This is a genomic window from Intestinibacillus sp. Marseille-P6563, from assembly GCF_900604335.1.
In the GTDB taxonomy this organism is placed as follows: domain Bacteria; phylum Bacillota; class Clostridia; order Oscillospirales; family Butyricicoccaceae; genus Butyricicoccus_B.
The window spans coordinates 382,706-408,845 of record NZ_UWOD01000001.1 but is presented as its reverse complement, the minus strand read 5'-3'; the positions used below and the strand labels follow the sequence as shown (position 1 = coordinate 408,845).

The window sequence follows — 26,140 nt, the reverse complement described above, 5'->3', positions numbered from 1 at the left end:
TCCCTTCTGCGGCATACGGTGAAGCAGGAGGGATGAATTTTGAATACACGAATCGCGCGTGCGGAAAATTACGATGCTGCTTTTCGGGATGCGGGCAGCATCCAATACATTGTCGTGCACTGTGCCGAGCATGGCGATACCGCGCAGGAAAATGCCGCATATTTGGCCCAGCGTGCGGTGGGAACGTCGGTGCATGTTTGGGTGGATGGAGCAGCGGTTTGGCGCAGTGTATTGGATGTACATACGGCCTGGCACTGCGGCACACGGGGGCTGTATTTTCATCCGTTTTGCCGCAACCAGAACAGTTTGGGAGTGGCGCTGTGCGGGGAAAAAGACCAGAACGGGACCCGGTATTTTTCGGCGCAGACACTCACGCGCGCTGCGCAATGGGTGCAGCATTGGTGTCGGGTCTATGCCATCCCGCCGCAGCGGGTCCTGCGGCATTATGATGTGACCCATACGGTCTGTCCAGAGCCGTTTGTGCGGAACGCAACAGCATGGGAGCAATTTCAAAAGCTGCTTTCATGAAAAAAGAGGCGCATTTTGCGCCTCTTTTGTTTTATTTGCGACGACGGCCGGGTTTGCTATGCGAGCGGGACCGGGCATCTCCATGCCGCGCGCCACGGTGCGGCCGGTCGTGCCGGCCATGGGAGGGCGTTCCACCTTCCCGGTAAATGCGCAGGTCAGCCGGGATGCCGCCAATCGGCATGCCGCTGACTTCGTGGACGATGCGGCTGGCCAGTTCTTCTGGTACTTCGGCCAGCGAATAGTCGCCGTAGCACTGGATTTTGCCGATGCGCTTGCCCGAAATGCCGGTGCATTCGGCAATGGCGGCCACAATGTGATTCGGTGCGACCTTCTGGTTGCGGCCGACCGATACGCGCAGACGCACACAGCCTTCCTTTAGCGCGGCCAAAGGCTTGGGCTGTGCCCGTTTGGGGGCGCGCACTTCGGGGATGCAGGCCATTTCACGTGCGATGAGCTGGGACAGCGCGGCTTCGGCGACCTGCTCGGGGGAGAAGCCCTCGTCAAGCAGCGTACGTAGCAGTGGCTGCGCAGAAAAACGGCTGTCCTCGCCGTTGGCCTGCTCAAGCACAGCAGCACGGATGCTCTGCCCGATTGCCTGGCTGCGCTGGCTGGCAATGGCTTCGTAATCGGGCAGGGGCATGCGCTCGATCTTAGCGCGGGTGAACCGCTCGATGCTGCGGATGACCGCCGCCTGCCGCGGGCCGTCGATCAGGGTATAGGAAGCGCCCGTGCGCCCGGCGCGGCCGGTGCGGCCAATGCGGTGGATGTAGTACTCAAAATCCTGCGGAATGTCGAAGTTATAGACCGCATCCACATCGTCGACGTCGATGCCGCGGGCGGCAACGTCGGTCGCGATCAGGATGGGCGTGCGCCCGGATTTGAAGCTGTTCATCACCGAGGTGCGCATATCCTGCTTCATGTCGCCGTGCAGGGCAGAAGCCTGGAAGCCGTGCTCACCCAGGTAGCGGCCAAGCTCATCGACCATTTTTTTGGTGTTGCAGAATACGATGGACAGGCGGGGCTGCTGGGCGTGCAGCAGCAGGGTAAGGGCGCGTTCCTTCTCGCCGCGCGGCACCTCGAAATAATACTGCTGGATGGTATCCATGGTACGCTCAGCGGTATTGCCGGCTTCGATGAGCACCGGGTCGCGCTGGTATTCGCCGGTGATCTCCAAAATTTCAGGCGGCATGGTCGCCGAAAACAGGACGGTCTGCCGCGCTTCGGGTGAAGCCTGCAAAATGGTTTCGATGTCCTCACGGAACCCCATGCTCAGCATTTCGTCGGCCTCGTCCAGAACGGCGACGCGCAGGTCCTCCAGGCGCAGCGCATGGCGGCGCATCAAATCCATCACGCGGCCGGGGGTGCCGACGACGATCTGTGCACCACGGCTGAGCTGACGGATCTGGGTGGTGATCGGGTCGCCGCCATAGACCGCCAGTACGCGGACCCCTTCGGTGTATTTGCAGATTTTGCGCAGTTCACCCTCGGCCTGCATGGCAAGTTCCCGGGTGGGGCACAGGATGAGCACCTGCGTGCTGCCGCCGGGCATGGTATGCAGCACCGACGGGACGCCGAAAGCGACCGTTTTCCCCGTACCGGTGTGGCTCTTGCCGATCACATCCTGGCCCTGCAAAATAGCCGGGATGGCGCGCGCCTGAATATCGGTAGGGGCCGAAAAGCCCATGTCGGCCAGGGCGCGCAGCACCGGCTCGGACAGATTCAAATCAGAAAACAGAGTCAAAGAAAACCTCCTACAACAAACGAAGTGCAAAATAAAACGTGGGGATGGCTCATCCCCACGTTTTCAGTGTGTCTGCTCAAACGAGTATCAGTATAGCACGACCAAACGCCTTCGTCAAAGAAAAGGTTTTATTTTGCGGCAGATTCCACGTTTTCCATGGTTTCGACCGGCAAAACGGTCAATGCTTTGTCGATTTTTTTGGCAAAGCCGGTCAGCGTCTTGCCCGGGCCGATCTCGCAGCCGGTCGTCAGGCCTGCTGCCATGCCGTTTGCCATCAGGGTCTTCCAGCGCACGGGCGACATCATGTGCTGCTCGAGATGCGCAGGCATATCGCTGGTATCCAGAAGCTGGCCGTCCAGGTTGGAGTAAACCGGCACGGACGACTGGTTAAAGGTAAAGTCCTTCAAAAATTCGCGCAGTTCGGCGGCAGCGTCCTTGAGAAGCGGGGTGTGGAATGCGCCCGATACGGCCAGCGGCAGGGCACGGCGTGCACCGGCAGCCTTGCACAGTTCGATGGCGTCATTGAGAGCAGCGCGTTCGCCGGCGATAACCAGCTGGCCCGGGCAGTTGTAGTTGACCGGGCGCACGATGCCGCTCGTTACCTTGGCGCAGGCTTCTTCTACGACCGCGTCGTCCAGACCCAAAATGGCAGCCATGCCGCTGTCCATCGAGTCGGCAGCCTGCTGCATGACCTGGCCGCGCTTACGTACGATCTTGACGCCGTCGGCCAGCGAAACGATGCCGGAAGCGGCGAGGGCGGTATATTCACCGAGCGAAAAACCAGCGCATGCCTGGAAGGAAACTCCAGCTTCCTTCAGCGCCGCCAAAACAGCCATCGAGTGGGTGAAAATGGCAATCTGGGAATTGACCGTGCGAGACAGTTCCTCCATCGAGCCTTCAAAGCACAGCTTGGCCACATCCAGACCAGCAACGTCGGATGCACAGGCGAACACGTCGCGGGCGGCTGCGCTGGCGTCATACACTTCCTTGCCCATGCCGGGATGCTGGGCGCCCTGGCCGGGGAAAAGGGCAAATCCGTATGTCATTGAAAACATCCTCCTTGATTCAAAAAAGTTTGGGAATCTTGGATGTTCCCATGTCCGAAGGGACTTTTTTGGTGGGACATGGAGGAAAGTGTTGACATCCAGATTCGGCTTTATTATAATATTATCGAGTTACTTTGTCAATCAGACCCAGGGCAGAACCAACGCGGAAATAGCCGGGTGGTTTGGACGAGGTCTTATTTTTTAGCGTATTACTTAGCCTTTCAAAATAATTAAAGAATCGACAGGAGGTCGAGCAAAATTTTTAGCAAGATCATCGGTATCGGGTCGTATATGCCCGAATTCCGGCTGACCAACAGCCGGCTTGAAGAACTGGTGGACACCAGCGATGAATGGATCGTCAAGCGTACCGGCATCCGGGAGCGGCGCATCGCCATGGGCAAAGCGACCTGGGAAATGGGCCTGGCGGCCGCGCAGGCAGCTTTGGCCGACGCTGGGCTACCGGGCGAAGACCTGGACCTGATCCTGGTCAGCACGGTCACCCCGGACAGCCTGACCCCGGCGGTTTCCTGCGTTTTGCAGGACAAGCTGGGCGCTAGCCATGCGGCAGCGCTGGACCTGAACGCAGCATGTTCGGGCTTTGTCTATGCTTCCGATGTGGCGGATAGCTACATTCGCGCGGGCAAGGCCAAGCATGTGCTTGTGGTTTCCACCGAGCGCCTGAGCGGCATCACCGATTACACCGACCGCTCGACCTGTGTGCTGTTTGGAGATGGCGCGGGCGCTGTCGTATATACGGCCAGCGAGGAGCCGTGTGGCATTTTGTCTACTTATATGCGTGCCGAAGGTTCGCTGGGCCAGTCGCTGTTTGCTGGTGCACTGCCGTCGGAGCCCGATCCGCTCACCGGCGACCGAACCATTCCGTCCAATTATCGCTTCCTCAAGATGGCGGGCAGCGATGTGTTCCGCTTTACGGCAACCGCGGTGCCCGAGTCGATCGATAACGCATTGAGCCGCGCCGGACTCGAAGCCGGGGACATCGATTGGTTCGTGCTGCATCAGGCAAATCTGCGCATTTTAAAAATGGTAACAGACCGGTATGGCCTGGACCCGGAAAAGGTCTATGTCAACATCGACCGGTTTGGCAATACATCCTCTGCCTCCATTCCGCTGTGTCTGGCTGAGATGAAAGAAAAAGGACTGCTCAAACCCGGGCAGACCATCGTCGCCAGCGGATTCGGCGGCGGCCTGACCTATGGGGCCATTGTGATCAAACTGTAAACGAGAGGGGCAAAACGATTATGAAAACCAAAATCACCGAACTGCTGGGCATCGAATATCCGATCGTACAGGGTGCGATGGCTTGGATCGCCGAGCATCATTTGGCGGCTGCGGTTTCGGCAGCAGGCGGCCTGGGCATCATTGCAGGCGGCGCGGCACCGGTTGACGTCATCCGGGACGAAATCCACAAAGCCCGCGCACTGACCAACAAGCCGCTTGGTCTGAACATCATGCTGCTCAGCCCGAATGCGGACGATCTGGCACAGCTGGCCATCGATGAGAAGATCGAGGTATTGACCACCGGTGCAGGCAACCCGGGCAAGTACATGGCTTCCTGGAAGGAAGCGGGCATTAAAGTGATGCCGGTCGTAGCGTCGGTCGCACTCGCCAAGCGCATGGCGCGCGCCGGCGCCGATGCGGTCATTGCAGAAGGTATGGAAGGCGGCGGCCACATCGGCGAGCTGACCACCATGCCGCTGGTGCCGCAGGTAGTCGACGCAGTCGACATTCCGGTCATCGCGGCAGGCGGTATTGCAGACGGCCGCGGTATGGCGGCAGCGCTGCTGCTCGGCGCTGAGGGCGTACAGTGTGGCACGGTCTTCCTGGCCACTCCGGAATGCCAGATTTCGGACAAGTATAAGGAACTGGTGCTCAAGGCAACCGATATTTCGACTGTTGTGACCGGTCGTCCGTCCGGTCATCCGGTGCGCTCGCTCAAGACCCCGATGGCCCGCAAGTGCCTGGAGCTTGAAAAGATCAATACCGAGCAGTCGCTCGAGGAACTGGAAGCTGCAACCGCTGGTTCGCTGCGCAAGGCCGTGCAGGACGGCAACTACGAGGAAGGCACCTTTATGTCCGGTCAGATCGCAGGCATGCTCAAGGAGCTGCATCCGTGTGCTGAGGTGCTCCAGAGCATGACCGCGCAGGCAGAAGAATTGTTGAAGTCGGCATATCGCCGTTTTGAGTAAGGAGAAACGAAACATGGGTATTGCTATTGTAACTGGCGGTTCGCGCGGCATCGGCGCGGCCATCGCGCGTCGTCTGGCGCAGGCGGGCCATGATATCGTGGTAAACTGTGCATCTTCGGTGGATAAGGCTGAAAAAATCGCTGAAGAATGCCGCGCTCTGGGCGTCAATGCCATGGCCATGCAGTGGGATGTATCCGACCATGCGGCCTGCGAACAGGCGCTGGCGGAAATCAAGGAAAAAATGGGCGTTCCGTACATTCTGGTCAACAATGCGGGCATCACCCGCGACGGCCTGATGGTGCGTATGAAGGAAGAGCAGTTTGACGACGTCATCCGCATCAACCTCAAGGGCGCCTACAACATGCTCCAGCTTTGCGGCGCGATGATGATGCGCGCAAAGAAGGGCCGTATCATCAACATTTCGTCGATTTCGGGCATGGTCGGCAACTTTGGCCAGATCAACTACTGTGCAGCCAAGGCCGGCCTCATCGGCATGACCAAGACCGCGGCCAAGGAACTTGGCGCGCGTGGCATCACGGTCAACGCCGTAGCACCCGGTTTTATTGATACCGACATGACCGCAGGTCTGGCGGAAGATTTGAAGGAAGGGGCAAAAAAGCAGATCGCACTCGGTCGCTTCGGCAAGCCCGAAGAGATCGCAGCCGCGGTTGCATTCCTGGCCTCGGACGAAGCCTCGTTCATCACCAGCCAGACGCTGGTGGTCGACGGCGGCATGATTTAAGGGGAGGTTATTCCGGATGGAAAGAGTAGTTATCACGGGTATGGGCGCCGTCACTCCGGTGGGCAATGATGTCGCCAGCTTTTGGGAATCGCTCAAAGCCGGTAAGTGCGGCATTGGGCCGATCACCAAGTTTGACGTAAGTGAATATAAAGTAAAGCTTGCGGCCGAAGTCAAGGACTTCGACGTAACGCAGTATGTCGATAAGCGGGAAGCCCGCCGTATGGATGTCAACTGCCACTTTGCACTGGCGGCGGCTCAGCAGGCGGTCGATCAGGCAGGTCTCAAGGAAGGCAACTTCGACCCCTACCGTACGGGTGTTATCTTTGGTTCGGGTGTTGGCGGTCTGCAGATCGCCGAGCAGGAGATCCCCAAGCTCAACGAGAAGGGCCCGAGCCGTGTTTCGCCGCTGTGCATCCCGGAGATGATCGCTAACATGGCGGCAGCCTACATCTCCATGCGTTTTGGCTTTAAGGGCGAAAACTTCTGCCCGGTTTCGGCTTGTGCGACCGCAAACCACTCCATCGGCGAAGCCATGCGTGCGATTCGCCATGGCTATCAGGATATCGTCGTTTGCGGCGGTACCGAGAACGGCATCATCCCGATTTCGATGGCGGGTTTCCAGAACATGAAGGCCGTACACATGGGTGAGGACCCGACCTGTGCGTCCATTCCGTTTGATGCGCGCCGCTCGGGCTTTGTTATGGGCGAGGGCGCCGGTTGTCTGGTGCTCGAGAGCCTGACCCACGCACAGGCGCGCGGCGCGACCATCCTGACCGAAGTCGCAGGCTATGGCGCATCGGGCGACGCCTATCACATCACCAGCCCGTCCCCGGACGGCGATGCAGCTGCGCATGCGATTCTGGGCGCGATCACCGATGCGGGCCTGACCCCAGCTGACGTCGATTACATCAACGCACACGGCACTTCGACGCCGCTGAACGAAAAGTATGAAACCATTGCGATCAAGAAGGCATTCGGCGACGCAGCTTACAAGGTCAAGGTTTCTTCCACCAAGTCGATGACCGGCCACCTGCTGGGCGGCGCGGCAGCGGTCGAAGCGATTGCCTGCGTCTGCGCGATCCGCGACGGCATCATCCCGCCGACCATCGGCTATCAGGAGCCGGACCCGGACTGCGATCTGGACATCACACCGAACAAGGCAGTGGAGATGCCGGTCAATGTTGCGATCTCCAACTCGCTGGGCTTTGGCGGCCACAATGCGACCGTCCTGTTTAAGAAGGTGTAAGCATGGAACTGAATGAAATCAAGCAGATTACCGTCGAACTGATGGATGCGCTCAAGGCCAGCGGCCTGGGCGAGGTTTCGCTGGAAACCGGCGATATCAAGATCAAGCTCAAGGCCAAGGCGCCTGCGCCGGTCGCTCCGGTGGCACCGGTTGCGGCTCCGGTGGCCGCAGCACCGGCCGCCGCTCCGGCAGCAGCCGATGCACCGGCTCCGGCCGCAGAAGAGGATATCCCGGGCACTAAGGTGACTGCACCGCTGGTGGGCACCTTCTACGCGGCGCCGTCCCCGGACGAGCCGCCCTACATCGAAGTTGGTCAGACGGTCAAGAAGGGGGATACCCTGTTTATCATCGAGGCGATGAAAACGATGAATGAGATTGCAGCTCCCTGCGACGGTACGGTCAGCCGTATTCTGGCGCAGGCAGGCGATATGGTCGAATATGGCCAGACGCTCGTCGTGATCGCGTAAGGAGGAACCGATATGTTGACAAAAGAACAGATCATGGAGATCCTGCCGCACCGTCCGCCGATGCTGCTGGTCGATGAGATCATTGAAATGGATGAAGAGCATGCGGTTGGTACCCTACATCTGACCGGCGATGAATTCTTCTTCCAGGGCCATTTCCCAGGAAACCCGATTATGCCGGCCGTATTCCGTCTGGAAGCGCTGGCACAGGTCGGCGGCGTTGCGCTGCTGAGCATCCCGGAATTCCAGGGTAAGACTGCGGTTTATACCGGCATCGACAAAGCCAAGTTCCGCGCCATGGCCAAGCCGGGCGATACGCTGCGCATGGAGGTCCGTTTTATCAAGCGACGCGGCCCCATGGCGGTTGCCGAAGGCGTTGCCTATGTCGGCGACCAGAAGGCGGCAGAAGCCGAGATCAAGTGCATGGTCGTGGATTAAGGCAGGGGGCAGAACATGTTTCGTAAAGTCCTGATTGCCAACCGTGGCGAGATCGCGGTGCGCGTCATTCAGGCGTGCCGGGATCTGGGCGTCATTGCGGTGGCGGTCTATTCCGAGGCTGACCGCGATGCGCTGCATGCGCAGATCGCGGACGAGGCCATCTGCATTGGTCCTGCGCCGGCGCGCGACAGTTATCTCAATATGCAGAACATCATTTCGGCGGCCCTGGCCAGCGGGGCACAGGCCATCCATCCGGGCTTTGGCTTCCTGTCGGAAAATGCAGAGTTTGCCGAACTCGTGACCGAGAATGGTCTGGCCTTCATTGGTCCCAAGCCGGAGACCATCCGTCGCATGGGCGACAAGGCCGAAGCCAAGCGCACCGCCATTCGGGCGGGTGTACCGGTGGCGCTGGGCACCGACGGCGCGGTGGCAAGCTATACCGAAGCCGAGCGGGAAGCGGCGCGCATCGGATTCCCGATCATGTGTAAGGCAGCCGCTGGCGGCGGCGGCAAAGGCATTCGCGTGGCGTTCAATGCCTCCGAACTCAAGGCCGCCTATGACGCAGCCAGCAGCGAAGCCCAGGCCAACTTTGGCGATGGGCGCGTGTACCTGGAGCGCTATGTCCACAATCCGCGCCATATTGAAGTGCAGGTGCTGGGGGACAATTTCGGCAATGTCGTGCATCTGTTTGAGCGTGAATGCTCGATTCAGCGTCGGCATCAGAAGCTGATCGAAGAAGCGCCGTCCAGCTTTGCAGACGACGATTTCCGCACACGCATCTGTACCGCGGCAGCCAATCTGGCGCGCGAAGTCGGATACCGTGGTGCGGGTACGGTCGAATTCCTGGCTGATGAAGACAAGAACTTCTATTTCTGCGAGATGAATACCCGCATTCAGGTCGAGCATCCGGTGACCGAGCAGGTGACCGGCGTGGACCTGGTTTGCGAACAGATCCGCATTGCAGCAGGCGAGCCGATCTCGTTTACCCAGGAAGATCTGACGCTGCGCGGCCATGCCATCGAGTGCCGCATCAACGCGGAGGACCCGACGCGTGGGTTTGCGCCCTGTCCGGGCACGATTGAGGGCATGCACCTGGCTGGCGGGCCAGGCGTGCGCATCGATACCGCAGCTTATCAGGGATATACCATCCCACCTTACTATGACAGCATGATCGGAAAAATGATTGTCTACGGCGCCGACCGCGCGCAGGCCATTGCCCGTATGAAGCGCGCGCTGGCCGAAACCCTGTTTGACGGCATCCAGACGACCACCGATTATCAAATGCATATTTTATCTTCGGAAGCGTTCGCAAAGGGCGCATTCCATACCAATTCGATTGAAAACGGCGACTTTGACGACGAGGCATAAGGAGGTGTCCGTGTGTTAATCGATTTGTTCCAAAAGACCCGTGACAGCTCCATGCGCATGAAGGGTGAAACCGAGGAAGAGCCCAAGCCGGTCAAGATCTGCAAAGGCTGTGGAGCCGAGCTCAAGGCCCGCAATTTTGGTCGCAACCTGTATGTCTGTCCGGTATGCGGCCGTTACAGCCGCCTGCTGGCCCGTACGCGCATCCGCTTTACGGCGGACGCAGATAGCTTCCACGAACTGTTTGGCGGGCTGAAAACGCTCAATCCGCTGCAATTTGACGGGTACACCGAAAAGATTCGTGATCTGACCCAAAAGACCGGTATGAACGACGCGGTCGTGACCGGCATTTGCACGATCGGCGGCGTACAGACCTGCCTGGGTGTGATGGACAGCCATTTTATGATGGCGTCCATGGGCAGCGTGGTCGGCGAAAAGCTGGCGCGTCTGTTTGAGTACGCGACCGAGCACCGTCTGCCGGTGGTGCTGTTCACCTGTTCGGGCGGCGCCCGCATGCAGGAAGGCATGTTCTCCCTGCTGCAAATGGCCAAGGTATCGGGCGCAGCACGCCGTCATTCGGATGCCGGGCTGCTGTATATCACGGTTTTGACCGACCCGACGACCGGCGGTGTAACGGCGAGTTATGCGTCTCTGGGCGACATTATTCTGGCTGAACCGCATGCGACGGTGGGCTTTGCCGGCCGCCGCGTAATCGAAGGCACGATCGGTGAAAAATTACCCGATGATTTTCAGACCGCAGAGTTCTTGCGCGACCACGGCTTTTGTGATAAGATAGTTGCGCGGAACCAAATGAAGCAGACGCTCACGACCCTGCTGAAGCTCCATCAGCCGCAGGGGAAGAAAACGCAGAAAAGGCAGGTGAGCGCACGTGGCTGAATCGGTTCGGGAAAAATTGCAGATCATCCATGACCCCAAGCGTCCGACCATTGACGACTATGTCGCAGCGCTGTTTGATGATTTTGTCGAGCTGCATGGCGACCGGGCGTATGCCGAGGATTCGGCCATCTGTGCAGGCATCGGTCTGTTCGGCGGTATGCCGGTGACCGTCATTGGCCACCGCAAGGGCAAGACGACCGAGGAGAACATTGCCGCAAACTTTGGCATGCCCCATCCGGAAGGCTACCGCAAGGCGTTGCGTCTGGCGCATCAGGCGGAAAAGTTTGGCCGGCCGGTACTGTGCTTTGTCGATACGCCGGGTGCCTTTTGCGGCGTCGGCGCCGAAGAGCGCGGGCAGGGCGAGGCGATTGCCCGGTGCCTGTATGACTTCATGGCATTGCGGACTCCCGTGGTCAGCATCGTGACCGGGGAAGGCGGCTCAGGCGGCGCATTGGCGCTAGCTGTGGCCGACCGGGTGCTGATGATGGAAAATGCGCTGTATTCGGTCATTTCTCCGCGCGGCTGTGCTTCCATCCTGTGGAAGGATGCCAGCCGAGAGATTGAGGCGGCCGAATGTCTCAAAATCACCGCCCAGGACCTGTATGGGTTTGGCATGATCGAGGGCATCATCCCCGAAGGTCCGGCTATGGTCAAGAATGTCAAGAAAGCGCTCACGCTGGTGCTGCGCGAACTGATGGCCGAACCGGATATGGATGCAATGCTGGAAAAACGGTATGAAAAATTCCGAAAAATCGGAGTTTTCCAGGAAATAAACCAAATTTAAACAAGAAATGTAAGGAGAGTTAAACCAATGTTTGAGAAAATCTGTGAGCTGCTTGCCGACAAGTTCGACGCCGACGCTTCCACCATGACCATGGATACTTCCATCAAGGACGACCTGAACGCCGACTCCCTCGACGTAGTTGAGCTGATGATGGATCTGGAAGAGCAGTTCGGTATCACCATCTCCGATGAGGAAGCTATGAAGCTGTCTACCATCGGCGACATCGTGAAGTACATCGACGAGCATCAATAAGTCCAGCGAACCTTTGAAAGCGGCTGCCTTTGGGCAGTCGCTTTCTTTTGTGGTAAAAAAAGGTCATATTATTTGTAATTTGTGATAATTTGTGATATGATAACAAAAGAGATATGCAAAAGGTGGTGTTCCGTTTGAAGGCATCGGATAAGCTTTCGGCATCCGAAGTGCGCCGCGTCAACCGAAATCGTGTATACATGTACTTATACGAACAGGAAACCCCAAAAACCAAGCGGGATATCGAACAAAGCTTGGAAATCAGTATGCCGACGGTGACGCAAAACCTCAAAGAATTGCTGGAACAAGGGCTGATTTCCTATGTGGGGACCGAAGAATCGACCGGCGGCCGAAAAGCACGGCAAATCGCCGTGGACCCGGCGGCTCGTTTTGCGGTCGGCATTGAATTATCTCCCAAGCACATTCGTTATGTAGCCGTTGATCTGCGGGCGCGGGAAATCGCGTTTACCGAAGTGGAACAGCAGTTCCAGGACAATGCGCTGTATTATAAATATCTGGCCCAAGAACTGGAACGATTTCTGGATGCGTATGACCTGAAACGGTCACAGCTTTTGGGCATTGGCATCACTGTACCCGGCATTGTGGACAAGGACCAAAGTGTAGTCACCGTATCGCCTGTGCTGGCTGTGCGCAAACTGAACATCCGGCAAATCACTGAACGCATTCCGTATCCCTGCTTTGTGCAGAACGATGCTTCCGCGGGCGGCGTGGCCGAAGGCTGGATGCACTATATGCAGGACAATATGGCGTATCTGTATTTGGGCAAGGGTGTTGGCGGTGCCTTGCTGCTGGAAGGAAAGCCTTACATGGGGAAGAATGGCCGCAGCGCGGAATTTGGCCATACCTGTGTCCATCCAGGGGGCGCGTTGTGTCATTGTGGCAAACGAGGCTGTTTGGAGGCCTATTGTTCTACGGCGCGCCTGACCGATGATCTGGGGAAGAGCACAGAAGAATTTTTCCAGGGCTTGCAGGATGGGGAGGATGAACTCATCCGCGTGTGGAATCGCTACTTGGACTATTTGGCTCTGGGAATTTATAATATCCGCATGAATTTTGACTGTGATGTCATGCTGGGCGGACGGATTTCGCCGTTTTTGGCCGACTATCTGCCCGATTTGCGCATGCGGCTGCAAAAGCTCAATGCCTTTGAAAACAATGCAGCGTATCTGCATATTGGCGCATGCGGCAGCAAAGCCAACTGCATCGGGGTGGCGCTGCACTTTATCAAACAATTTATCGAGCAAGTGTAAGGAAACAGCAGAATGCATAGCATTCTGCTGTTTAAATTTACGCGATAAAATCGGTTTTCAGCTTGTACCCCGGCAAGGCATATGATATAATTAGTTTGTCAAATAAATTATTTTGGAGGGAGGGATGGAGATGTCCGATTATGAAACTATTCATACATTTTTGGTTGATGTTTGGGGACGAATCAACAAAATTGAAGAACGTTCCCTGTCGACCAGTCTGGATGCGGAGATTTCCATTACCGAAATCCACATCATCGAAAAGATCGGTGACCATCAACCGCGCCGTATGAGTGAGGTGTCCAAGGCGCTTGGTGTGACGATGGCCACTTTGACTGTGGCCTGTGACCGGTTAGAAACCAAAGGATTGGTCGAACGAGCACGGGACCACAAAGACAAGCGGGTGGTCAACGTGCGGCTGACCGCAAAGGGGCGGGCAGTCTATGAATACCACAAACAATTTCAGGATCGTATGCTCGAAGCTGCCGTCAGCGAGTTAACCCCACAGGAAACCTCCATCCTGGCGGACAGTTTACTCAAATTACAAAAATTTTTCCTATCGGAATCCGAATCCACATAGACACAAAAGGAGAGCCTATGCAGAAAATCGTTGTCATTTCCGACTCCAGCTGCGATTATTCGCCCGAACAGGCGTTGGCCGCTGGCTTCACCATGGTTCCGTTGACCGTTTCGTTTGGAGAAGAGCATTTTTTAGAGGGCTTGGAACTGACGCCGGCGCAGTTTTACCGTCGGCTTGGCAAAACAAGCGAACTGCCCAAAACTTCCCAGCCGAGCCCGGAAATGTTCATGCGTGTGTTCCGCACCTATGCGGATGCTGAGCATATTGTCTGCATCACCATTGCAGGGGGCCTGTCTGGTACGGTCCGTTCGGCCACTTTGGCGGCGTCCTTGCTGGAAGAACACGGGTTTGCACCGAAAATTCATGTGATTGACTCGTATAACGGCTGTACCGCGACCGGCCTGATGGCAGAAGCAGCTGCGCAGATGGCGCAGGCAGGAGCGTCCATTGACGAAATTTTGCAGCGCATGGAAGAGATGCAGCATACCGCCGCCATCTATTTCGTGCCGGAAACCTTGGAATATCTGCGTCGGGGCGGCCGAATCGGCAATGTGCGCGCAGCGATGGGCGGTCTGCTGGGTATCAAGCCCATTTTGACCGTGGTGGAAGGTCTTGCAACCGACTGCGGCAAATGCCGTGGCGCCGCGCAAATCAAACAGAAATTGGTACAAAAATTTTTGGAGTGCGCCAAAGACCTGAGCCAGGTCATTGTCATCCATGCAGATGCACCGGCGCAGGCTCATGCGCTGGTACAGGAACTGAAACATGTTGTGCCGGGTATTCGGGCCCATATTCACAGCGTGGGTGCTGTGATCGGGACCTATATTGGAGCAGGAGCAGTCGGCCTGTCGTTTGAAGAAAAGGCTGCACGCTGGTAAACAGAATGGGGTGGTCATCTGGACCACCCCTATTTTTTAGGGGGAAGTGTTGGTTTGGACAGTCTCGTATATAGTTTAAACGCCACATTGCCGATTTTTGCGGTGATTTTTTTGAGTTATGTGCTCAAACGGCGCGGCTTTTTTTCCGAAGGCTTTATCGCCGGGGCGGACAAGGTAATTTTTAAATTGTTTCTGCCCATTTTGTTGTTTCGAGATATTGCTGCCGGACGCATCACCGAAACATTTGATCTGAAATTTTTTCTGTTTTGCGCCATCTCGACCACGGTTTACTTTTTTGCCATCTGGGCAGGCGCGGAATTGTTTCTGCGCGATAAAAGCATGATCGGCGCCTTTACCCAAGGTGCGTTTCGGGGCTCACTGGCCGTGTTGGGCGTGGCATTTATCCAGAACATTTATGGCGATGCCGGTCTGGCGCCGCTGATGATCGTGGCGACCGTGCCGTTGTACAATATCTATGCGGTGCTGGTGCTGACCGTGCGGTCAAACAGCCGCCAGCCGGGACGCAGTTTGCTGCGTAGCACGCTAGTCGGTATTTTGACCAACCCCATCATTCTGGGCATCTTATGCGGCCTGCCGTTTTCGCTGCTGGAAGTCGATTTCCCAGCCGTGGTCACAAAGACCTTGGATATGTTTGCCGCTCCGGCAACGCCTCTGGCACTCGTTTCCATCGGTGCAGGCTTTGAGGGTGCCAAAGCCATTCAGAAGCTGGGACCGACCATTGCAGCATCCCTCATCAAACTGGTGGTGCTGCCGGGGATTTTCCTGCCGATTGCCTATGCCATGGGGTTCCGCGACCAGGCCCTGGTCGCGCTGCTCATTATGACCGGCGCACCGAGTACCGTGACCTGTTACATCATGACCAAGAACATGGACGGCGATGCGGTTTTGTCCTCGTCGATCATTGTGTTGACGACGGCGCTGTCTGCCCTGACGATGACCGCAGCACTCTATATCATGCATTCCATCGGCGCGATTTAGACCAGGAAGGGGGAGAATGATGCGAACTTATCATTTGGATACAGCCGCCAAAGCGCCGCTGTATGAGCAGCTTTATCGGGCCATCCGGCAGGATATCATGGATGGTTCTTTAGCGGGCGGGGAGAAATTGCCGTCCAAACGGCGGCTGGCCGAGCATCTGAAAATCAGTCCCATCACGGTCGAAACGGCATATAGTCAGCTTCTGGCAGAGGGCTATGTAATATCCAAACCGCGGTCTGGATATTTTGTGCAGGCAATGGAACGGTATCCCGCGCCCGCGGTGTGGGGTGGGGAAGCACCCACTCAAGCACCCACAGAGGATACCGTGCGGTATGATTTTCAGACCAACACCGTCGATACCGGCTGTTTTCCCTTTGCGACCTGGGCACGGCTGCTGCGCGGAGAACTGACATCGCGCGCCAGCCAGCTTCTGGCGGCGGCGCCGCCGCAGGGCGCGCCCGAATTGCGGCAGGAGATCTGCCGGTATCTGGCCGAATTTCGCGGCATCCGCACCAGCCCGGAGCAGGTCATCGTGGGCGCGGGTTCGGAATATCTGCTTAGTTTGATTATTCAGCTTTTGGGGCGCGAACGGGTATATTCCATCGAAAATCCGGGCTATCCGAAGCTGGAGCGAATCTTTCGGGCCAATGGCGCGTCGGTCGCGCCGGTGGCGCTCGACGCGCAGGGACTGCGGGTCGGTTTGCTGCGCCGCAGCGGGGCAGGGGCGGTGTATCTGACGCCCTCACATCATTTCCCCTTGGGCGTGGTCATGCCGGCTGCCCGACGTCGGGATGTGCTGCAATGGGCGATCGACGGCCAGGACCGCTATATCATTGAAGACGATTACGATTCTGAGTTCCGCTACGCCTCCCGTCCGATTCCGGCCATGAAAGAGCTGGACCACGCCGACCGGGTGATCTATCTCAATACCTTCGCCAAAAGCCTGGCGCCTTCGCTGCGCATCGGCTATATGGTGCTGCCGCGACGCCTGTTCGAGGCCTACCGCAGCAAGTTGGGATTTTATGCATCCACGGTCCCCAGCTTTGAACAGTATACGCTGGCACAGTTCCTGCGCACCGGCAGTTTTGAACGCCATGTATCGCGCATCCGCAACCTGTATAAGGGACGGCGGGATGCGTTGCTGGCAGCCTTGCAACGCAGCGCACTGGGGCCGCACATCCGCATCCGCGGCGCAGAGGCAGGTCTGCATATCCTGCTGACCCTAGACGGCAAATGGAGCGAAGAACAGATGGTTTTACGCGCCTATGAGCAGGGGGTGCGGGTGTCCGGCTTGTCAGGCTATTACAGCGGCGAGGGGAGCGGATGCCCAGCATCCACGGTCATTTTGGGCTATGCCGGATTGCCAGCCACCGATTTGGAAGGGGCCGTAGCCGCGCTGGAACGGGCGTGGACATAAAAGAAAAGGACAGGCAAGCCTGCCCGTCCTTTTTGGTGTTACTTCAGAGTCTTGGAAAAGCTGTCCTTCAAGGTTACGATGCGATTGAAACGACCGGGCTCTTCATCCTTGATGAAATACCCCATGCGTACAAACTGCATACGGGTGCCTGCCGGAACATCTGCGATCGAGGGTTCCATCTTGCAGCCTTCCAGCTTCTTGAGCGAATCCGGATTGAGATAATCCAGATAGTTGGTGCCTTCGGGCACATCGCCGGTATTTTCCAGCGTAAACAAATGGTCGTACAGATAGCAGGTTGCATCGATGGCATGCCCAGCCGATACCCAGTGGATGGTACCGCGGATCTTGCGGCCATCGGTCGGCATACCGTTGCCGGTTTCCAAATCGGCAGTGCAGCGCAGTTCAACGATCTCACCTGCGTCATCCTTGATGATCTCATTGCACTTGACGATATAGGCGCCCATCAGACGAACTTCGCCGCCCGGCTTTAAGCGCTGGAACTTCGGAGGCGGAACCTCGGCAAAGTCGCTCTTTTCGATGTAGAGCGTGCCGGTGAAGGGTACCTGACGGGAACCAGCCGCTTCGTCGCGCGGATTGTTGGGTACTTCGAAATATTCGGTCTTATCGGCCGGATAGTTGGTGATGGTCAGCTTGATCGGTTCGGTGACGGCCATGCGGCGCAGTGCGGTCTCGTTGAGCTCTTCGCGGATGCAGTGCTCCAGCAGACGGATGTCCACCAGCGAATTAGCCTTGGCAATGCCGGCACGCTGTACAAAATCCAAAATTGCGCTCGGCGTATAACCGCGGCGGCGCAGACCGCACAGGGTCGGCATACGCGGGTCATCCCAGCCCTCGACATGGCCTTCGAAGACCAGTTCACGCAGATAACGTTTGCTCATGACCGTATGGGTGACGTTCAAGCGGGCAAATTCACGCTGCTTGGGATGATGGGGCAGGGGGCAGTTGTCTACGACCCACTCATACAGCGGACGATGGTTTTCAAATTCGATCGAGCACATCGAATGGGTGATGCCTTCCAGGGCATCCTGAATGGGATGCGCAAAGTCATACAGCGGATAAATGCACCACTTATCACCCTGGCGGTGATGATGCGCCCGCACGATGCGGTAGATCGCCGGGTCACGCAGGTTCATGTTTGGGCTGGCCATATCAATCTTGGCGCGCAGGGTCTTGGAACCGTCCGGGAATTCCCCGTTGCGCATGGCCTGGAACAGGGCCAGGTTTTCCTCGACCGAGCGGTCACGGTACGGGCTGTTCTGACCCGGTTCGGTCAGGGTACCGCGCTGCGCGCGCATTTCTTCCTGGGTCAGGTCACAGACATAAGCCTTGCCTGCCTTGATGAGCGCAACCGCGCAGTCATAGCAGGTTTCAAAATAGTCCGAACCGTAGAAGATACCGCCGTTGGGCTCTTCGCCGGTCAGCCAGACGATGTCTCGGTCGATGGCCTGGACGTATTCGTCATCTTCGCGCACCGGGTTGGTGTCATCAAAGCGCAAGTTGAACTTGCCGTTATATTTTTTGGCAATCGACCAGTTGATGAAAATAGCCTTGGCCGAACCGATGTGCAGATAGCCGTTGGGTTCGGGCGGAAAACGGGTGTGGATCTGTTCGGTCAGGCCAGCGGCCAGATCGGCGTCAATGATTTCGGTGAGAAAGTTGTTCACTTCCATGGAATTTCAAGTAACCCCTTTCGGTTTATGTTTTTTCAATACAATAGGCAAAATTTTGGCGGCTGAGCCCGTCATCTGGAATGCCATGGGCCTCTAAATACTCCGGCAGGTCGGAAATGATGGTCATGGTAACCGTTTGATCTTCCAGTTCGATTTCCAGCGTGGAAGAGATGGTCGCATCCCGCGCCTCCGCAGAATCGTCGGCGGCAAGTACAGCAGCCCAATAATCCTCAACCTGCTGCATGCTGGCGTCGTCCAATGTACCAAACACCACTGTGCGGCCTTCCGCATCGCTTGCAGTCACGGAATCGGACAGGGATAGGTTGTCCAAAAAGTGGGTGGGTGCTTCGACTCCCTGAACGGATGCAGCTGCATCCGGCGCGGACTGGCCGCAACCAGAGAGAAGCACGAACATCGAACCGAGGATGAGAAGTTTTCGCAGGGTCATGCTAACAAACCTCCTTACTCAAAACGGAGCCCGCCTGGATGGTTTTACAGTGCCTCTTTGCACGCGGCCAGACGCGCGAGCACCTGCTCACGGCCCATGATGTGCATTACGCTTTGCAGGTCGGGCGCATTTTGCCGGCCAGCGACCGCAACACGGATGACCATGGATACATCGCCCACAGCGCCCTTGTACTGGTCGGGATTTGCCTTATATGCCTTGGTATCGGCAGCATAGCCGTGCTTTTCGGCGATGGCCTTCATCTTTTCAAAGAAGCCGTCCGGCGTGTCGGCCGGGTCAAAGACCTGCGCAAAGTCGTCCAGCATGGCCTTGGCATCGGCCGCGCTGACCCGCTCGGGCATGGTGTAATCGGGCTGGAATAATTCATCAAACAGGAAATCCATACACGGCTTGACATCGCTCCACAGGGCAATGTCCTTGCGCGGCTTCTTGCCACCGCGGCCGATGGCCAGGAAGGCACGGGATTTGTCCGGGTCGCGGGTGAACAGAGCATGGAAAGCCGGGTCGTGCTCAGCACTCCAGGCGGAAACGAAATCATAAACTTCGTCGGCGCTCATGCGGGAGATGACGTTTTTGGACACGTCCTGAAGCTTGTCAATGTCAAACAGCGCACCCGAACCGCTCATCTTCTTGGTGGAGAACGGGAAGTCGTTCATCGGTGCGGTCGGATTGGTGCGCCGCCATTCCTCAAAGTTGGAGTTGAGCAGCGTCATGAGGTATTCGAGCACACAGGGAGCCGGATAGCCTTCCTTAGCATAATAGGTGAGGGCCAGTTCCGGGTCCTTGCGCTTGGACAACTTGCGCTTGCCGCCGGTTTCTTCATCGATCTTCATCAGCTGGGCGGTGTGAGCGTACTTGGGTGCCTTCCAGCCCATCGCACGGAAGAGCTGCAAATGAACCGGCAGGGTGGCCAGCCATTCTTCGCCGCGCACGACCACGGTGGTGCCCATCAGATGGTCGTCGACAACATGCGCAAAGTGATAAGTCGGGATACCGTCCGATTTGAGGATGACGACATCCTGATCGTTTTCGGTGACTTCCATCTTGCCCTTGACCAGGTCCTCGTGGCGGATCTTATGGTCGATGCTGCCTTCCGAGCGGAAGCGCACGACATACGGAGTGCCCTTCGCCAGTTCAGCTTCGATGTCTTCGAGGGTCCGGTCGCGCCAGACGGCATATTTGCCGTAATAGCCGAAGTTTTCTTTATTCTTTTCCTGCTCAGCATGGGCGGCAGCCAGTTCTTCTTCGGTGCAGAAGCAGGGATAGGCCATGCCGCGCTCCATGAGCGATTTGACAAAGGTTTGGTAGATCTGTGCGCGCTGCGACTGGCGATAGGGACCATAGTCGCCGGTTTCGCCGTCCAGGGTAGCGCCTTCATCGAACGGCAAGCCGAAAGCCGAAAACGCATCGATGATCGTCTGTACACCGCCTTCGACTTCGCGCTTGCGGTCGGTATCCTCAATGCGAAGATAGAATACACCGCCCGATTGATGGGCCAAGCGCTCATCGACCAGTGCGCCATACAGGTTGCCCAAGTGCATAAAGCCGGTCGGGCTGGGCCCCATACGGGTGACTTTGGCGCCCTCCGGCAGATTGCGCTTGGGATAGCGCGCTTCTACCTGCTCCGGGGTTTCTACGATATGCGGAAACAGTTTGTCCGCAAGATACTTCCAATCCATCATAACTGATACTCTCCGAATCCAAAGATGGTATAAAAGGGGATATTTCCACTCTTAATACACTATACCCATTCATTTTACCACAAACCGTTCCGATTGCAAGAAGATTGCCGGATTTTCTTGCCAAAGCGTGGGGTTTTGTGTTTTTGTACGAAAATATCGTGCAGTGGGACAGATGGGCGGGCACGAGATTCTTGAAAAAAGCACTTGACAAAAGGGAGTGCATTTTTTATAATATCTATTGTCGAGCAACGGCATGGGGGTATAGCTCAGCTGGGAGAGCGCTTGAATGGCATTCAAGAGGTCAGCGGTTCGATCCCGCTTATCTCCACCACAACAAACAAATCCGAACCTTATGCCGATTGGCGATGGGTTCGGGTTTATTTTTTATATTGCATAAAAGGGGAAGGTGCCATAACGATTCGGCACCTTCCCCTTTTGCGGCGGGATCAATGCTTTCCCACAGCTAGCAGTTGTAGTATTTTTCTTTAATTCGAGCTACCATATTCGCAAATCTTTGGTCAATATAATGGAGGTACAACTCTTCGAATTTTTCCTGTGACAGAGAAGAATCATTTGCCCATTTCAAATCATCTTCACGTGTAAACGTGAATTTGTTTTCCAAGTCACTCAAAGAGTATTGAGATTTGGAAAGGAACGAGCTGTCTTCATATATCGTTTTATCTCGTTTCGATCGATTTTCTTTTTGTGGCAGTAAGCACAAGTTTCCAATACAACCAATAGGAAGCCGCAATTTTCCATCGTATCGATCCAGGCATTTTCTGAGAAGATTTTTGGTTAGCAGATGCTCAACGTCATACTTTGAATGATCAGTTTGATCTGCCGCCGAGAAAATAGGTAAATATAACATTGCTAAAAACATTTTCTCTGCTTCTTGAGGAAAAGCTACGCGCTTATATTCTCTTTTTTCAAGTTTAGAGGAGTTATACCATTGCTGCAAACCATTTTCAAAATCATCCCAACGAATGTCTGCTGCAAAATAGTTTGTATCGAAAGCCACAGAATCCAGCTTTTTGTCACCAGCACCTTTCCACCTTGAATTGAGGATGTCCACACAGTACCTTTTCCATGCATTTCGTTTTAGACAAGTTTCGTAGTCAGCCCATGTGGTATTCGAACTTTGCAAAGCCACAGCGTAGTCTACTATGCGATCATTTTCATCTTTGGAATATTGTCCATAGCGTGCAATAAAGATATTTGCAATTAAGGAAATGATTTGGAATTCAGTATGTAATGGCCCAACTTCACTTTGCGAATTCACTTTAAATCTATTAAATTTTCCAATCAGTTTATGTGCAGTATCAACACATTGAATAACCCGCTCTAAAAACAGATCAACGTTTTGTTGGCCAACAATCCTCTCGAAAGAAGTATGAAGACTTTTTAAATTAGAATTTTTTACACCTAAACAGGCGGCAATTAAAGTAAAACCTAAACTGTCAACTTCTCTGATATCTTTTTTTGTGTTAAAAAGGCATGGATATTTACTACCTAATGTTTTCCCTAGTGCATATGCTATTTCAAACAAGTTTAACCTGCTATTTCTCATGTAATCGATAGGATCAAAGTCAGCAATATCCGTCCCGTCACTCTCCATGTATTCATAGCGCTCTTTGTTGTATTTTATGAACTCAGAGAGCGACGCGGATGAAATTTTATATTTATGTATCCAAGATGCCGCATAAATTTGATACTTCGAAAGTTGCGTCCCTTTAGAGTTGATTCTTTCAAATATTTCAGGCAAAGTATCATCGTTACCTTTGATCACAATGGCAGGAATCCGCACCGTACATAAGTTTTCGCACAAGTCTTTAAATTTCTTTAAAGTAGGACGAACGATTTTGGCAATCTCTGATTCTTTACCTGCGGCCGAGGGAAAATGTTTTGTAAAAGCAATAGCATAGTCTATGTATTGCATATCCCGCACATCATCCATTGTGGAAAAAGCATTGTGCACCCAAGAGATCAAATTCCCTTGTATATCGCGAAGCAAGCCCGATGTAATTACAACACCTGTCAGCTTTGCTAACTGAACAGGCAAATTATCTTCAATATCATCATCATTAAAAAAGGAGCGGGATGGTTGATGAAATCATATATAGTGGATGAACGCTGTAAGCCATCAATTATTTGATACTTGTTGTTTTTTTCATCCCAATACAACAAAATGGTACCAAAAGGAAGACCTCTTTTTAGTGTGTCAACAAATTGATCTTTTTGATTTTTGCTCCAGACGACACCGCGCTGATATGGGGGAACAACAAAAGTTCCATTTGTAATGCTATTGTGTATTTCAATCGCGCTAAATGACGATTGCTCCCATGTGTTCATAGAAATACTCCCTTCCTAAGAATGCTATGTATATTACATCATATTCTTTCGAGAATATCAATCCAATGACACGATTTATGTAGTGATAATTTAGTATAATTGTAAAATTAAATCAAAAACTATGGAAGTTTGGTGTTTCCTATCTCCTACAAATCCTCCCAATAACTTCCTCCAGCTCGATCATCCAGCTGATAAATTGGCTGGCGGACAGCTTTTTCTCCTTGACCTGCTGTCTGCGGTTCAATGCTTCCTTGTGGAATTTCTTCAATACGGCCCGCGCCCGTCCGATCTATTCGGGTGGTGTGCCGGCCTTTTTTAGTTTGGTGATGCGGGTTATACCAGCATATATTCCCGGACGTAGGCCTGCTCGTAGTCCTTGCCCTTGGCCCGGCCATCGAACTGGCGCTTGGCGGTTTTTTGGCAACGGTCGCTACACAGGGTGCTGCGGGCGTCCGAGCCAAAGAAGATGGCTGCAACGGCGCATGAGCAGCCCGGCTTCCAGAATGCGCTGGCGATAGTAGATGAGACGGGCCGCAGGGACCCCCCTTGCAACCGAACACTCAAAGGTCGGTTGTTCCTGGGGATACCAAACCTCTTTTCCGTCTCGGCGGTCGTTCCAGACGGGGATTATCGGCTTGTCCCGAAGTCAATGGACCGTTTCTGAGGTGTACTGGCCAAAGGACTGGATCGAACATATCGCCGTGACGTACACTATTCAGCGAGTGTTCCAGGATGACCTAATTGTCCAGATCGCAGACGAACTGGTGGCCCTGCAAGACATCGAAGACAACTCTATGCCTTTGCTCCGTCGCCAGTTGGCTGACACCGAGCGGGGTATTGAGAATATGCTCAACGCCATCCAGCAAGCATCTTCACTAGCAGCACCCGCCAGCGGCTGGAGGAACTGGAGCAGCTGCGTGACAATGTGAAAGCCAGTATCCTGCAAGCGGAACTGGAACACCCATAGTACAGCCGGGAGGATATTATCGAATGGATTTCCTGGTTTCGTTACGGTGACCCGGATGATAAAGCCTACCAGCGACAGATCATCGGCATCTTTCTTAACTCCATCTATATGTTCGACGATAAGCTGGTATTCACCTACAACTAAAAGAACGGCAGCCAGACCGTGAGCCTGATCGATGTTTTCGCAGCCTTCGGTTTGGATTCCTAGGCCCGTACTTCACCAAAGGGTGTATCCGGCTCCGGTAAATCCGTCACCATGAAAAGCTGTATCACCAATATTGTACTGACTACCGACGATGATATCGTCATTGATGCAATGGGAATATGGCTCTCTTGTCCCGGCGTTGAGTGGTGAGATTATCGAGATATCCCTCCACAGCCACCACCATATTAACCTGATGGATATCGGAGACGGCGAAAACCCCATTGTCATGAAATCCGGGGTGCTTATGAGCATCATCGAGCAGCAAATGGGGACTGGGACGCTGGGCAGCGCACAGAAATCCATTATTGACCGTTGCACGTCCAACATCCTGCGTCCCTATCTGAAAAACGGCTGCAAAGGGGCCGCCTCGGTGCTGTCCGACTGGCGACAGGATGTGCTGAAGCAGTTGAAGGAGGCTGTACAGGAAATTGCGCTGGCCTTCTGAAATCAGCACCCTCAATGTGTTCGCCTATGCGACCAATGTGGATATGGGAAGCCGCATCATCTCCTTTGACTTGTACTTGTATGAAGTGGGTGAGTAGCTGCGCCCCACCGGCCTTGTGGCGACGTTGGAGGCCATCCAGAACCGTGTCGACTCTAACAGGCGACGGAGTAAATACACATGGGAGTTTATTGACGAGGCGTATCTGTTTTTCAAGTATTTCTACCTCGCTCTGAAACTGCCCGGCTCATGTTTGCCAACAAAGAGTTTCTGGTGCTGCTGAATCAGGCGGCAACGGATCGAGCAGAGCTGTTCAAGTTACTGCATATCTCCGATATGAAAATGGGCTACATCACCAATTTCGTTCCTGGCTCCGGCCTGATCCGTATGGGCGGCACCATCGGCCCACTTGTCAATACCATTCCCGGAGATACCGCGCTTTACCGCCTTATGTCCATGACCCTAGGCGACGATGTAGTGGACAAATAATTGTGTCCCAAGTTGGGACAGATTAACGGCAAAGGAGGAACGTCATGCGGGACATTAAGGAGAAAGTCAATAAGCCGTGGGAAAAGCCAAGACAGTTAGAAGAGCGGGGCGGTAGCATTAAGCTCGCTGTGGGCGATCAAATCACGAAACTGATGAAAGCCCGTTATCGCATGGAATTGGCCAAAAGCAAGCAGATAGTGTCTATCAAACAGCGCACCGTAGCGTAGGACACCGGTAAGGCGGGAACATCGCATCAAAACCGCCGATGAAAGGTGGGCAGTCTACCACTTCGTTGACTACCAAAATGAGGCGCAGGTAGAGATTGAAAAGCTGCTAGATACGCTGACCTGAGACAATATGACCCTATGTGCCTACGCCAACAAGAAAATTGAAGAACTGGATACCTGCCGCCAGACCATTTCAAAGGCAATCGCAGAGTTGAGCGTTGAAACCATATTGCTCAACAGATCAAGAATCTGTCATCTTGATAACAAGAATAGTATTGATTCTGACGAAATCTAGGGCATAAGCCTGATTGCTCGCCCTGTTTTATTAAAACCGTATTCTCTGAAACAGAGGTCATGGCAGGCCTGTCACACGGCACATTTCCTTTCATGTCCAGGTGTTCTTTATTCAGTTTTCAATCTACATGAGGACTTGTCCCAACTTTGATTCCGTACAGAAAGTTTTTCAAAACTTTTACAACCTCTATAGATCGCGCTCAATCGCTACACGCACGATTTTTATCGACTTTTCTCTGCTCTTGTACTTATATCGAGAATGAAGTGTGAATACATACATTTTGCATGCTTGCTCGGAGAGTTGGTAATTGCGCAGTGTGTAGCTCCAGCGGCATGTCAATATGACTGCTTTACAACAGCGGTTTCCTTTGCTGTTGTCCGAATTACTACATTTCCGGCATGGTTAACATCGCCGGCAGTTTGAATTGCCTGTACCAGTTCATCCAGAGAAAATTCGTGGGTAATGATGGATTCCAAATC

General features: G+C 54.6%; 29 protein-coding genes and 1 tRNA gene. 21 read left to right on the top strand and 9 right to left on the bottom strand.

Annotated features, from left to right (window positions below; translation table 11 throughout):
• Positions 1 to 39 precede the first annotated feature (39 nt).
• Positions 40 to 528, top strand: a complete 489-nt coding sequence (locus EFB11_RS02070; protein WP_164706553.1) for an N-acetylmuramoyl-L-alanine amidase — start codon at positions 40 to 42, stop codon at positions 526 to 528.
• 31 nt (positions 529 to 559) lie between these two features.
• Here the strand turns inward: EFB11_RS02070 and EFB11_RS02065 are convergent, their stop codons facing one another.
• Both EFB11_RS02065 and fabD read right to left on the bottom strand, forming a co-directional pair.
• Complete coding sequence (locus EFB11_RS02065) at positions 560 to 2,269, bottom strand: DEAD/DEAH box helicase (RefSeq protein WP_122788725.1); 1,710 nt, start codon at positions 2,267 to 2,269, stop codon at positions 560 to 562.
• A 128-nt stretch (positions 2,270 to 2,397) separates the two neighbouring features.
• Positions 2,398 to 3,315 (bottom strand): ACP S-malonyltransferase, encoded by a 918-nt coding sequence (gene fabD / locus EFB11_RS02060; protein WP_164706552.1) that lies wholly within the window; start codon positions 3,313 to 3,315, stop codon positions 2,398 to 2,400.
• A 237-nt stretch (positions 3,316 to 3,552) separates the two neighbouring features.
• On the opposite strand from fabD, the gene EFB11_RS02055 reads away from it, so the two are divergent.
• The 15 genes from EFB11_RS02055 to pdxR all read left to right on the top strand — a co-directional run bounded on the left by EFB11_RS02055 (position 3,553) and on the right by pdxR (position 16,849).
• On the top strand, positions 3,553 to 4,554 hold the full coding sequence (locus EFB11_RS02055) for a beta-ketoacyl-ACP synthase III (protein ID WP_330510740.1): 1,002 nt from the start codon (positions 3,553 to 3,555) through the stop codon (positions 4,552 to 4,554).
• Between the two features lie 20 nt (positions 4,555 to 4,574).
• Positions 4,575 to 5,522, top strand: a complete 948-nt coding sequence (gene fabK, locus EFB11_RS02050; RefSeq protein WP_122788722.1) for an enoyl-[acyl-carrier-protein] reductase FabK — start codon at positions 4,575 to 4,577, stop codon at positions 5,520 to 5,522.
• A 13-nt stretch (positions 5,523 to 5,535) separates the two neighbouring features.
• Positions 5,536 to 6,264 (top strand): 3-oxoacyl-[acyl-carrier-protein] reductase, encoded by a 729-nt coding sequence (fabG, locus tag EFB11_RS02045; RefSeq protein ID WP_122788721.1) that lies wholly within the window; start codon positions 5,536 to 5,538, stop codon positions 6,262 to 6,264.
• Between the two features lie 16 nt (positions 6,265 to 6,280).
• On the top strand, positions 6,281 to 7,510 hold the full coding sequence (gene fabF / locus EFB11_RS02040; RefSeq protein ID WP_122788720.1) for a beta-ketoacyl-ACP synthase II: 1,230 nt from the start codon (positions 6,281 to 6,283) through the stop codon (positions 7,508 to 7,510).
• A 2-nt stretch (positions 7,511 to 7,512) separates the two neighbouring features.
• Positions 7,513 to 7,977 carry an acetyl-CoA carboxylase biotin carboxyl carrier protein gene (accB, locus tag EFB11_RS02035; RefSeq protein WP_122788719.1) on the top strand — a complete coding sequence of 155 codons (465 nt, stop codon included), beginning with the start codon at positions 7,513 to 7,515 and terminating at the stop codon, positions 7,975 to 7,977.
• 12 nt (positions 7,978 to 7,989) lie between these two features.
• Complete coding sequence (gene fabZ, locus EFB11_RS02030) at positions 7,990 to 8,412, top strand: 3-hydroxyacyl-ACP dehydratase FabZ (RefSeq protein WP_122788718.1); 423 nt, start codon at positions 7,990 to 7,992, stop codon at positions 8,410 to 8,412.
• Positions 8,413 to 8,427: 15 nt separating this feature from the next.
• On the top strand, positions 8,428 to 9,780 hold the full coding sequence (accC, locus tag EFB11_RS02025) for an acetyl-CoA carboxylase biotin carboxylase subunit (protein WP_122788717.1): 1,353 nt from the start codon (positions 8,428 to 8,430) through the stop codon (positions 9,778 to 9,780).
• Positions 9,781 to 9,792: 12 nt separating this feature from the next.
• Positions 9,793 to 10,674, top strand: a complete 882-nt coding sequence (gene accD / locus EFB11_RS02020; protein WP_122788716.1) for an acetyl-CoA carboxylase, carboxyltransferase subunit beta — start codon at positions 9,793 to 9,795, stop codon at positions 10,672 to 10,674.
• Entirely contained in the window at positions 10,667 to 11,458 is a 792-nt protein-coding gene (gene accA, locus EFB11_RS02015; protein ID WP_122788715.1) for an acetyl-CoA carboxylase carboxyl transferase subunit alpha, read from the top strand. The genes accD and accA overlap by 8 nt, the downstream gene beginning before the upstream one ends.
• Before the next feature lie 27 nt (positions 11,459 to 11,485).
• Positions 11,486 to 11,710, top strand: a complete 225-nt coding sequence (acpP, locus tag EFB11_RS02010) for an acyl carrier protein (RefSeq protein WP_122788714.1) — start codon at positions 11,486 to 11,488, stop codon at positions 11,708 to 11,710.
• 134 nt (positions 11,711 to 11,844) lie between these two features.
• Positions 11,845 to 12,978: an ROK family transcriptional regulator gene (locus EFB11_RS02005; RefSeq protein WP_164706551.1), complete on the top strand. Its 1,134-nt coding sequence runs from the start codon at positions 11,845 to 11,847 to the stop codon at positions 12,976 to 12,978.
• A 130-nt stretch (positions 12,979 to 13,108) separates the two neighbouring features.
• Positions 13,109 to 13,555 (top strand): MarR family winged helix-turn-helix transcriptional regulator, encoded by a 447-nt coding sequence (locus tag EFB11_RS02000; RefSeq protein WP_164706550.1) that lies wholly within the window; start codon positions 13,109 to 13,111, stop codon positions 13,553 to 13,555.
• Positions 13,556 to 13,572: 17 nt separating this feature from the next.
• Positions 13,573 to 14,433: a DegV family protein gene (locus EFB11_RS01995; protein ID WP_122788711.1), complete on the top strand. Its 861-nt coding sequence runs from the start codon at positions 13,573 to 13,575 to the stop codon at positions 14,431 to 14,433.
• A gap of 54 nt (positions 14,434 to 14,487) precedes the next feature.
• On the top strand, positions 14,488 to 15,432 hold the full coding sequence (locus tag EFB11_RS01990) for an AEC family transporter (RefSeq protein ID WP_122788710.1): 945 nt from the start codon (positions 14,488 to 14,490) through the stop codon (positions 15,430 to 15,432).
• A gap of 16 nt (positions 15,433 to 15,448) precedes the next feature.
• On the top strand, positions 15,449 to 16,849 hold the full coding sequence (pdxR, locus tag EFB11_RS01985; protein WP_122788709.1) for a MocR-like pyridoxine biosynthesis transcription factor PdxR: 1,401 nt from the start codon (positions 15,449 to 15,451) through the stop codon (positions 16,847 to 16,849).
• Between the two features lie 38 nt (positions 16,850 to 16,887).
• Here pdxR and EFB11_RS01980 read toward each other — a convergent pair whose 3' ends face one another.
• Genes EFB11_RS01980 through gltX form a run of 3 tightly spaced genes read right to left on the bottom strand, consistent with a single transcriptional unit; the run spans position 16,888 to position 20,685 of the window.
• Positions 16,888 to 18,540, bottom strand: a complete 1,653-nt coding sequence (locus EFB11_RS01980) for a glutamine--tRNA ligase/YqeY domain fusion protein (protein ID WP_122788708.1) — start codon at positions 18,538 to 18,540, stop codon at positions 16,888 to 16,890.
• A 25-nt stretch (positions 18,541 to 18,565) separates the two neighbouring features.
• A complete protein-coding gene (locus EFB11_RS01975) occupies positions 18,566 to 18,988 on the bottom strand; it encodes a hypothetical protein (protein ID WP_122788707.1) in 423 nt (140 codons plus the stop codon).
• A 44-nt stretch (positions 18,989 to 19,032) separates the two neighbouring features.
• Positions 19,033 to 20,685, bottom strand: a complete 1,653-nt coding sequence (gene gltX, locus EFB11_RS01970; RefSeq protein ID WP_122789701.1) for a glutamate--tRNA ligase — start codon at positions 20,683 to 20,685, stop codon at positions 19,033 to 19,035.
• Positions 20,686 to 20,943: 258 nt separating this feature from the next.
• Between gltX and EFB11_RS01965 the strand changes: the two genes are divergently transcribed.
• Positions 20,944 to 21,019: transfer RNA gene (locus EFB11_RS01965), tRNA-Ala, on the top strand.
• A gap of 132 nt (positions 21,020 to 21,151) precedes the next feature.
• Here EFB11_RS01965 and EFB11_RS01960 read toward each other — a convergent pair.
• The 3 genes from EFB11_RS01960 to EFB11_RS01950 all read right to left on the bottom strand — a co-directional run bounded on the left by EFB11_RS01960 (position 21,152) and on the right by EFB11_RS01950 (position 23,601).
• Entirely contained in the window at positions 21,152 to 22,747 is a 1,596-nt protein-coding gene (locus EFB11_RS01960; RefSeq protein WP_164706549.1) for a hypothetical protein, read from the bottom strand.
• The gene (locus EFB11_RS01955; protein ID WP_122788705.1) at positions 22,732 to 23,037 is read right to left on the bottom strand and encodes a DUF262 domain-containing protein; all 306 of its coding nucleotides are present in this window, start codon (positions 23,035 to 23,037) and stop codon (positions 22,732 to 22,734) included. Before EFB11_RS01955 ends, EFB11_RS01960 begins: the two co-directional genes overlap by 16 nt.
• 333 nt (positions 23,038 to 23,370) lie before the next feature.
• Entirely contained in the window at positions 23,371 to 23,601 is a 231-nt protein-coding gene (locus tag EFB11_RS01950; RefSeq protein ID WP_122788704.1) for a hypothetical protein, read from the bottom strand.
• A gap of 71 nt (positions 23,602 to 23,672) precedes the next feature.
• Here EFB11_RS01950 and EFB11_RS01945 point away from each other — a divergent pair, with 71 nt between their 5' ends.
• From EFB11_RS01945 to EFB11_RS01930, 4 genes are all read left to right on the top strand, one after another.
• Positions 23,673 to 23,966 (top strand): hypothetical protein, encoded by a 294-nt coding sequence (locus EFB11_RS01945; protein WP_122788703.1) that lies wholly within the window; start codon positions 23,673 to 23,675, stop codon positions 23,964 to 23,966.
• A gap of 345 nt (positions 23,967 to 24,311) precedes the next feature.
• Entirely contained in the window at positions 24,312 to 24,653 is a 342-nt protein-coding gene (locus tag EFB11_RS17095) for a hypothetical protein (RefSeq protein WP_164706548.1), read from the top strand.
• Positions 24,654 to 24,899: 246 nt separating this feature from the next.
• Positions 24,900 to 25,139, top strand: coding sequence for a hypothetical protein (locus EFB11_RS17090; RefSeq protein WP_122788701.1), 240 nt, complete (start codon positions 24,900 to 24,902; stop codon positions 25,137 to 25,139).
• A gap of 44 nt (positions 25,140 to 25,183) precedes the next feature.
• A complete protein-coding gene (locus EFB11_RS01930; RefSeq protein WP_122788700.1) occupies positions 25,184 to 25,366 on the top strand; it encodes a hypothetical protein in 183 nt (60 codons plus the stop codon).
• Positions 25,367 to 25,996: 630 nt separating this feature from the next.
• Here the strand turns inward: EFB11_RS01930 and EFB11_RS17085 are convergent.
• Positions 25,997 to 26,137 carry a hypothetical protein gene (locus EFB11_RS17085; RefSeq protein WP_243115143.1) on the bottom strand — a complete coding sequence of 47 codons (141 nt, stop codon included), beginning with the start codon at positions 26,135 to 26,137 and terminating at the stop codon, positions 25,997 to 25,999.
• Positions 26,138 to 26,140: the final 3 nt, after the last annotated feature.

Excerpts from the sequence above, each read along its gene's own strand:
- fabD (WP_164706552.1), bottom strand. The coding sequence starts at position 3,315 with ATGACATACGGATTTGCCCTTTTCCCCGGCCAGGGCGCCCAGCATCCC.
- fabK (WP_122788722.1), top strand. The coding sequence starts at position 4,575 with ATGAAAACCAAAATCACCGAACTGCTGGGCATCGAATATCCGATCGTA.
- fabZ (WP_122788718.1), top strand. The coding sequence starts at position 7,990 with ATGTTGACAAAAGAACAGATCATGGAGATCCTGCCGCACCGTCCGCCG.
- fabF (WP_122788720.1), top strand. The coding sequence starts at position 6,281 with ATGGAAAGAGTAGTTATCACGGGTATGGGCGCCGTCACTCCGGTGGGC.
- EFB11_RS17090 (WP_122788701.1), top strand. The coding sequence starts at position 24,900 with ATGTTTGCCAACAAAGAGTTTCTGGTGCTGCTGAATCAGGCGGCAACG.
- pdxR (WP_122788709.1), top strand. The coding sequence starts at position 15,449 with ATGATGCGAACTTATCATTTGGATACAGCCGCCAAAGCGCCGCTGTAT.
- acpP (WP_122788714.1), top strand. The coding sequence starts at position 11,486 with ATGTTTGAGAAAATCTGTGAGCTGCTTGCCGACAAGTTCGACGCCGAC.
- EFB11_RS01955 (WP_122788705.1), bottom strand. The coding sequence starts at position 23,037 with ATGAACACATGGGAGCAATCGTCATTTAGCGCGATTGAAATACACAAT.
- fabG (WP_122788721.1), top strand. The coding sequence starts at position 5,536 with ATGGGTATTGCTATTGTAACTGGCGGTTCGCGCGGCATCGGCGCGGCC.
- EFB11_RS01930 (WP_122788700.1), top strand. The coding sequence starts at position 25,184 with ATGCGGGACATTAAGGAGAAAGTCAATAAGCCGTGGGAAAAGCCAAGA.
- EFB11_RS01995 (WP_122788711.1), top strand. The coding sequence starts at position 13,573 with ATGCAGAAAATCGTTGTCATTTCCGACTCCAGCTGCGATTATTCGCCC.
- gltX (WP_122789701.1), bottom strand. The coding sequence starts at position 20,685 with ATGGATTGGAAGTATCTTGCGGACAAACTGTTTCCGCATATCGTAGAA.
- accC (WP_122788717.1), top strand. The coding sequence starts at position 8,428 with ATGTTTCGTAAAGTCCTGATTGCCAACCGTGGCGAGATCGCGGTGCGC.
- accB (WP_122788719.1), top strand. The coding sequence starts at position 7,513 with ATGGAACTGAATGAAATCAAGCAGATTACCGTCGAACTGATGGATGCG.
- EFB11_RS02000 (WP_164706550.1), top strand. The coding sequence starts at position 13,109 with ATGTCCGATTATGAAACTATTCATACATTTTTGGTTGATGTTTGGGGA.
- EFB11_RS01980 (WP_122788708.1), bottom strand. The coding sequence starts at position 18,540 with ATGGAAGTGAACAACTTTCTCACCGAAATCATTGACGCCGATCTGGCC.
- EFB11_RS01975 (WP_122788707.1), bottom strand. The coding sequence starts at position 18,988 with ATGACCCTGCGAAAACTTCTCATCCTCGGTTCGATGTTCGTGCTTCTC.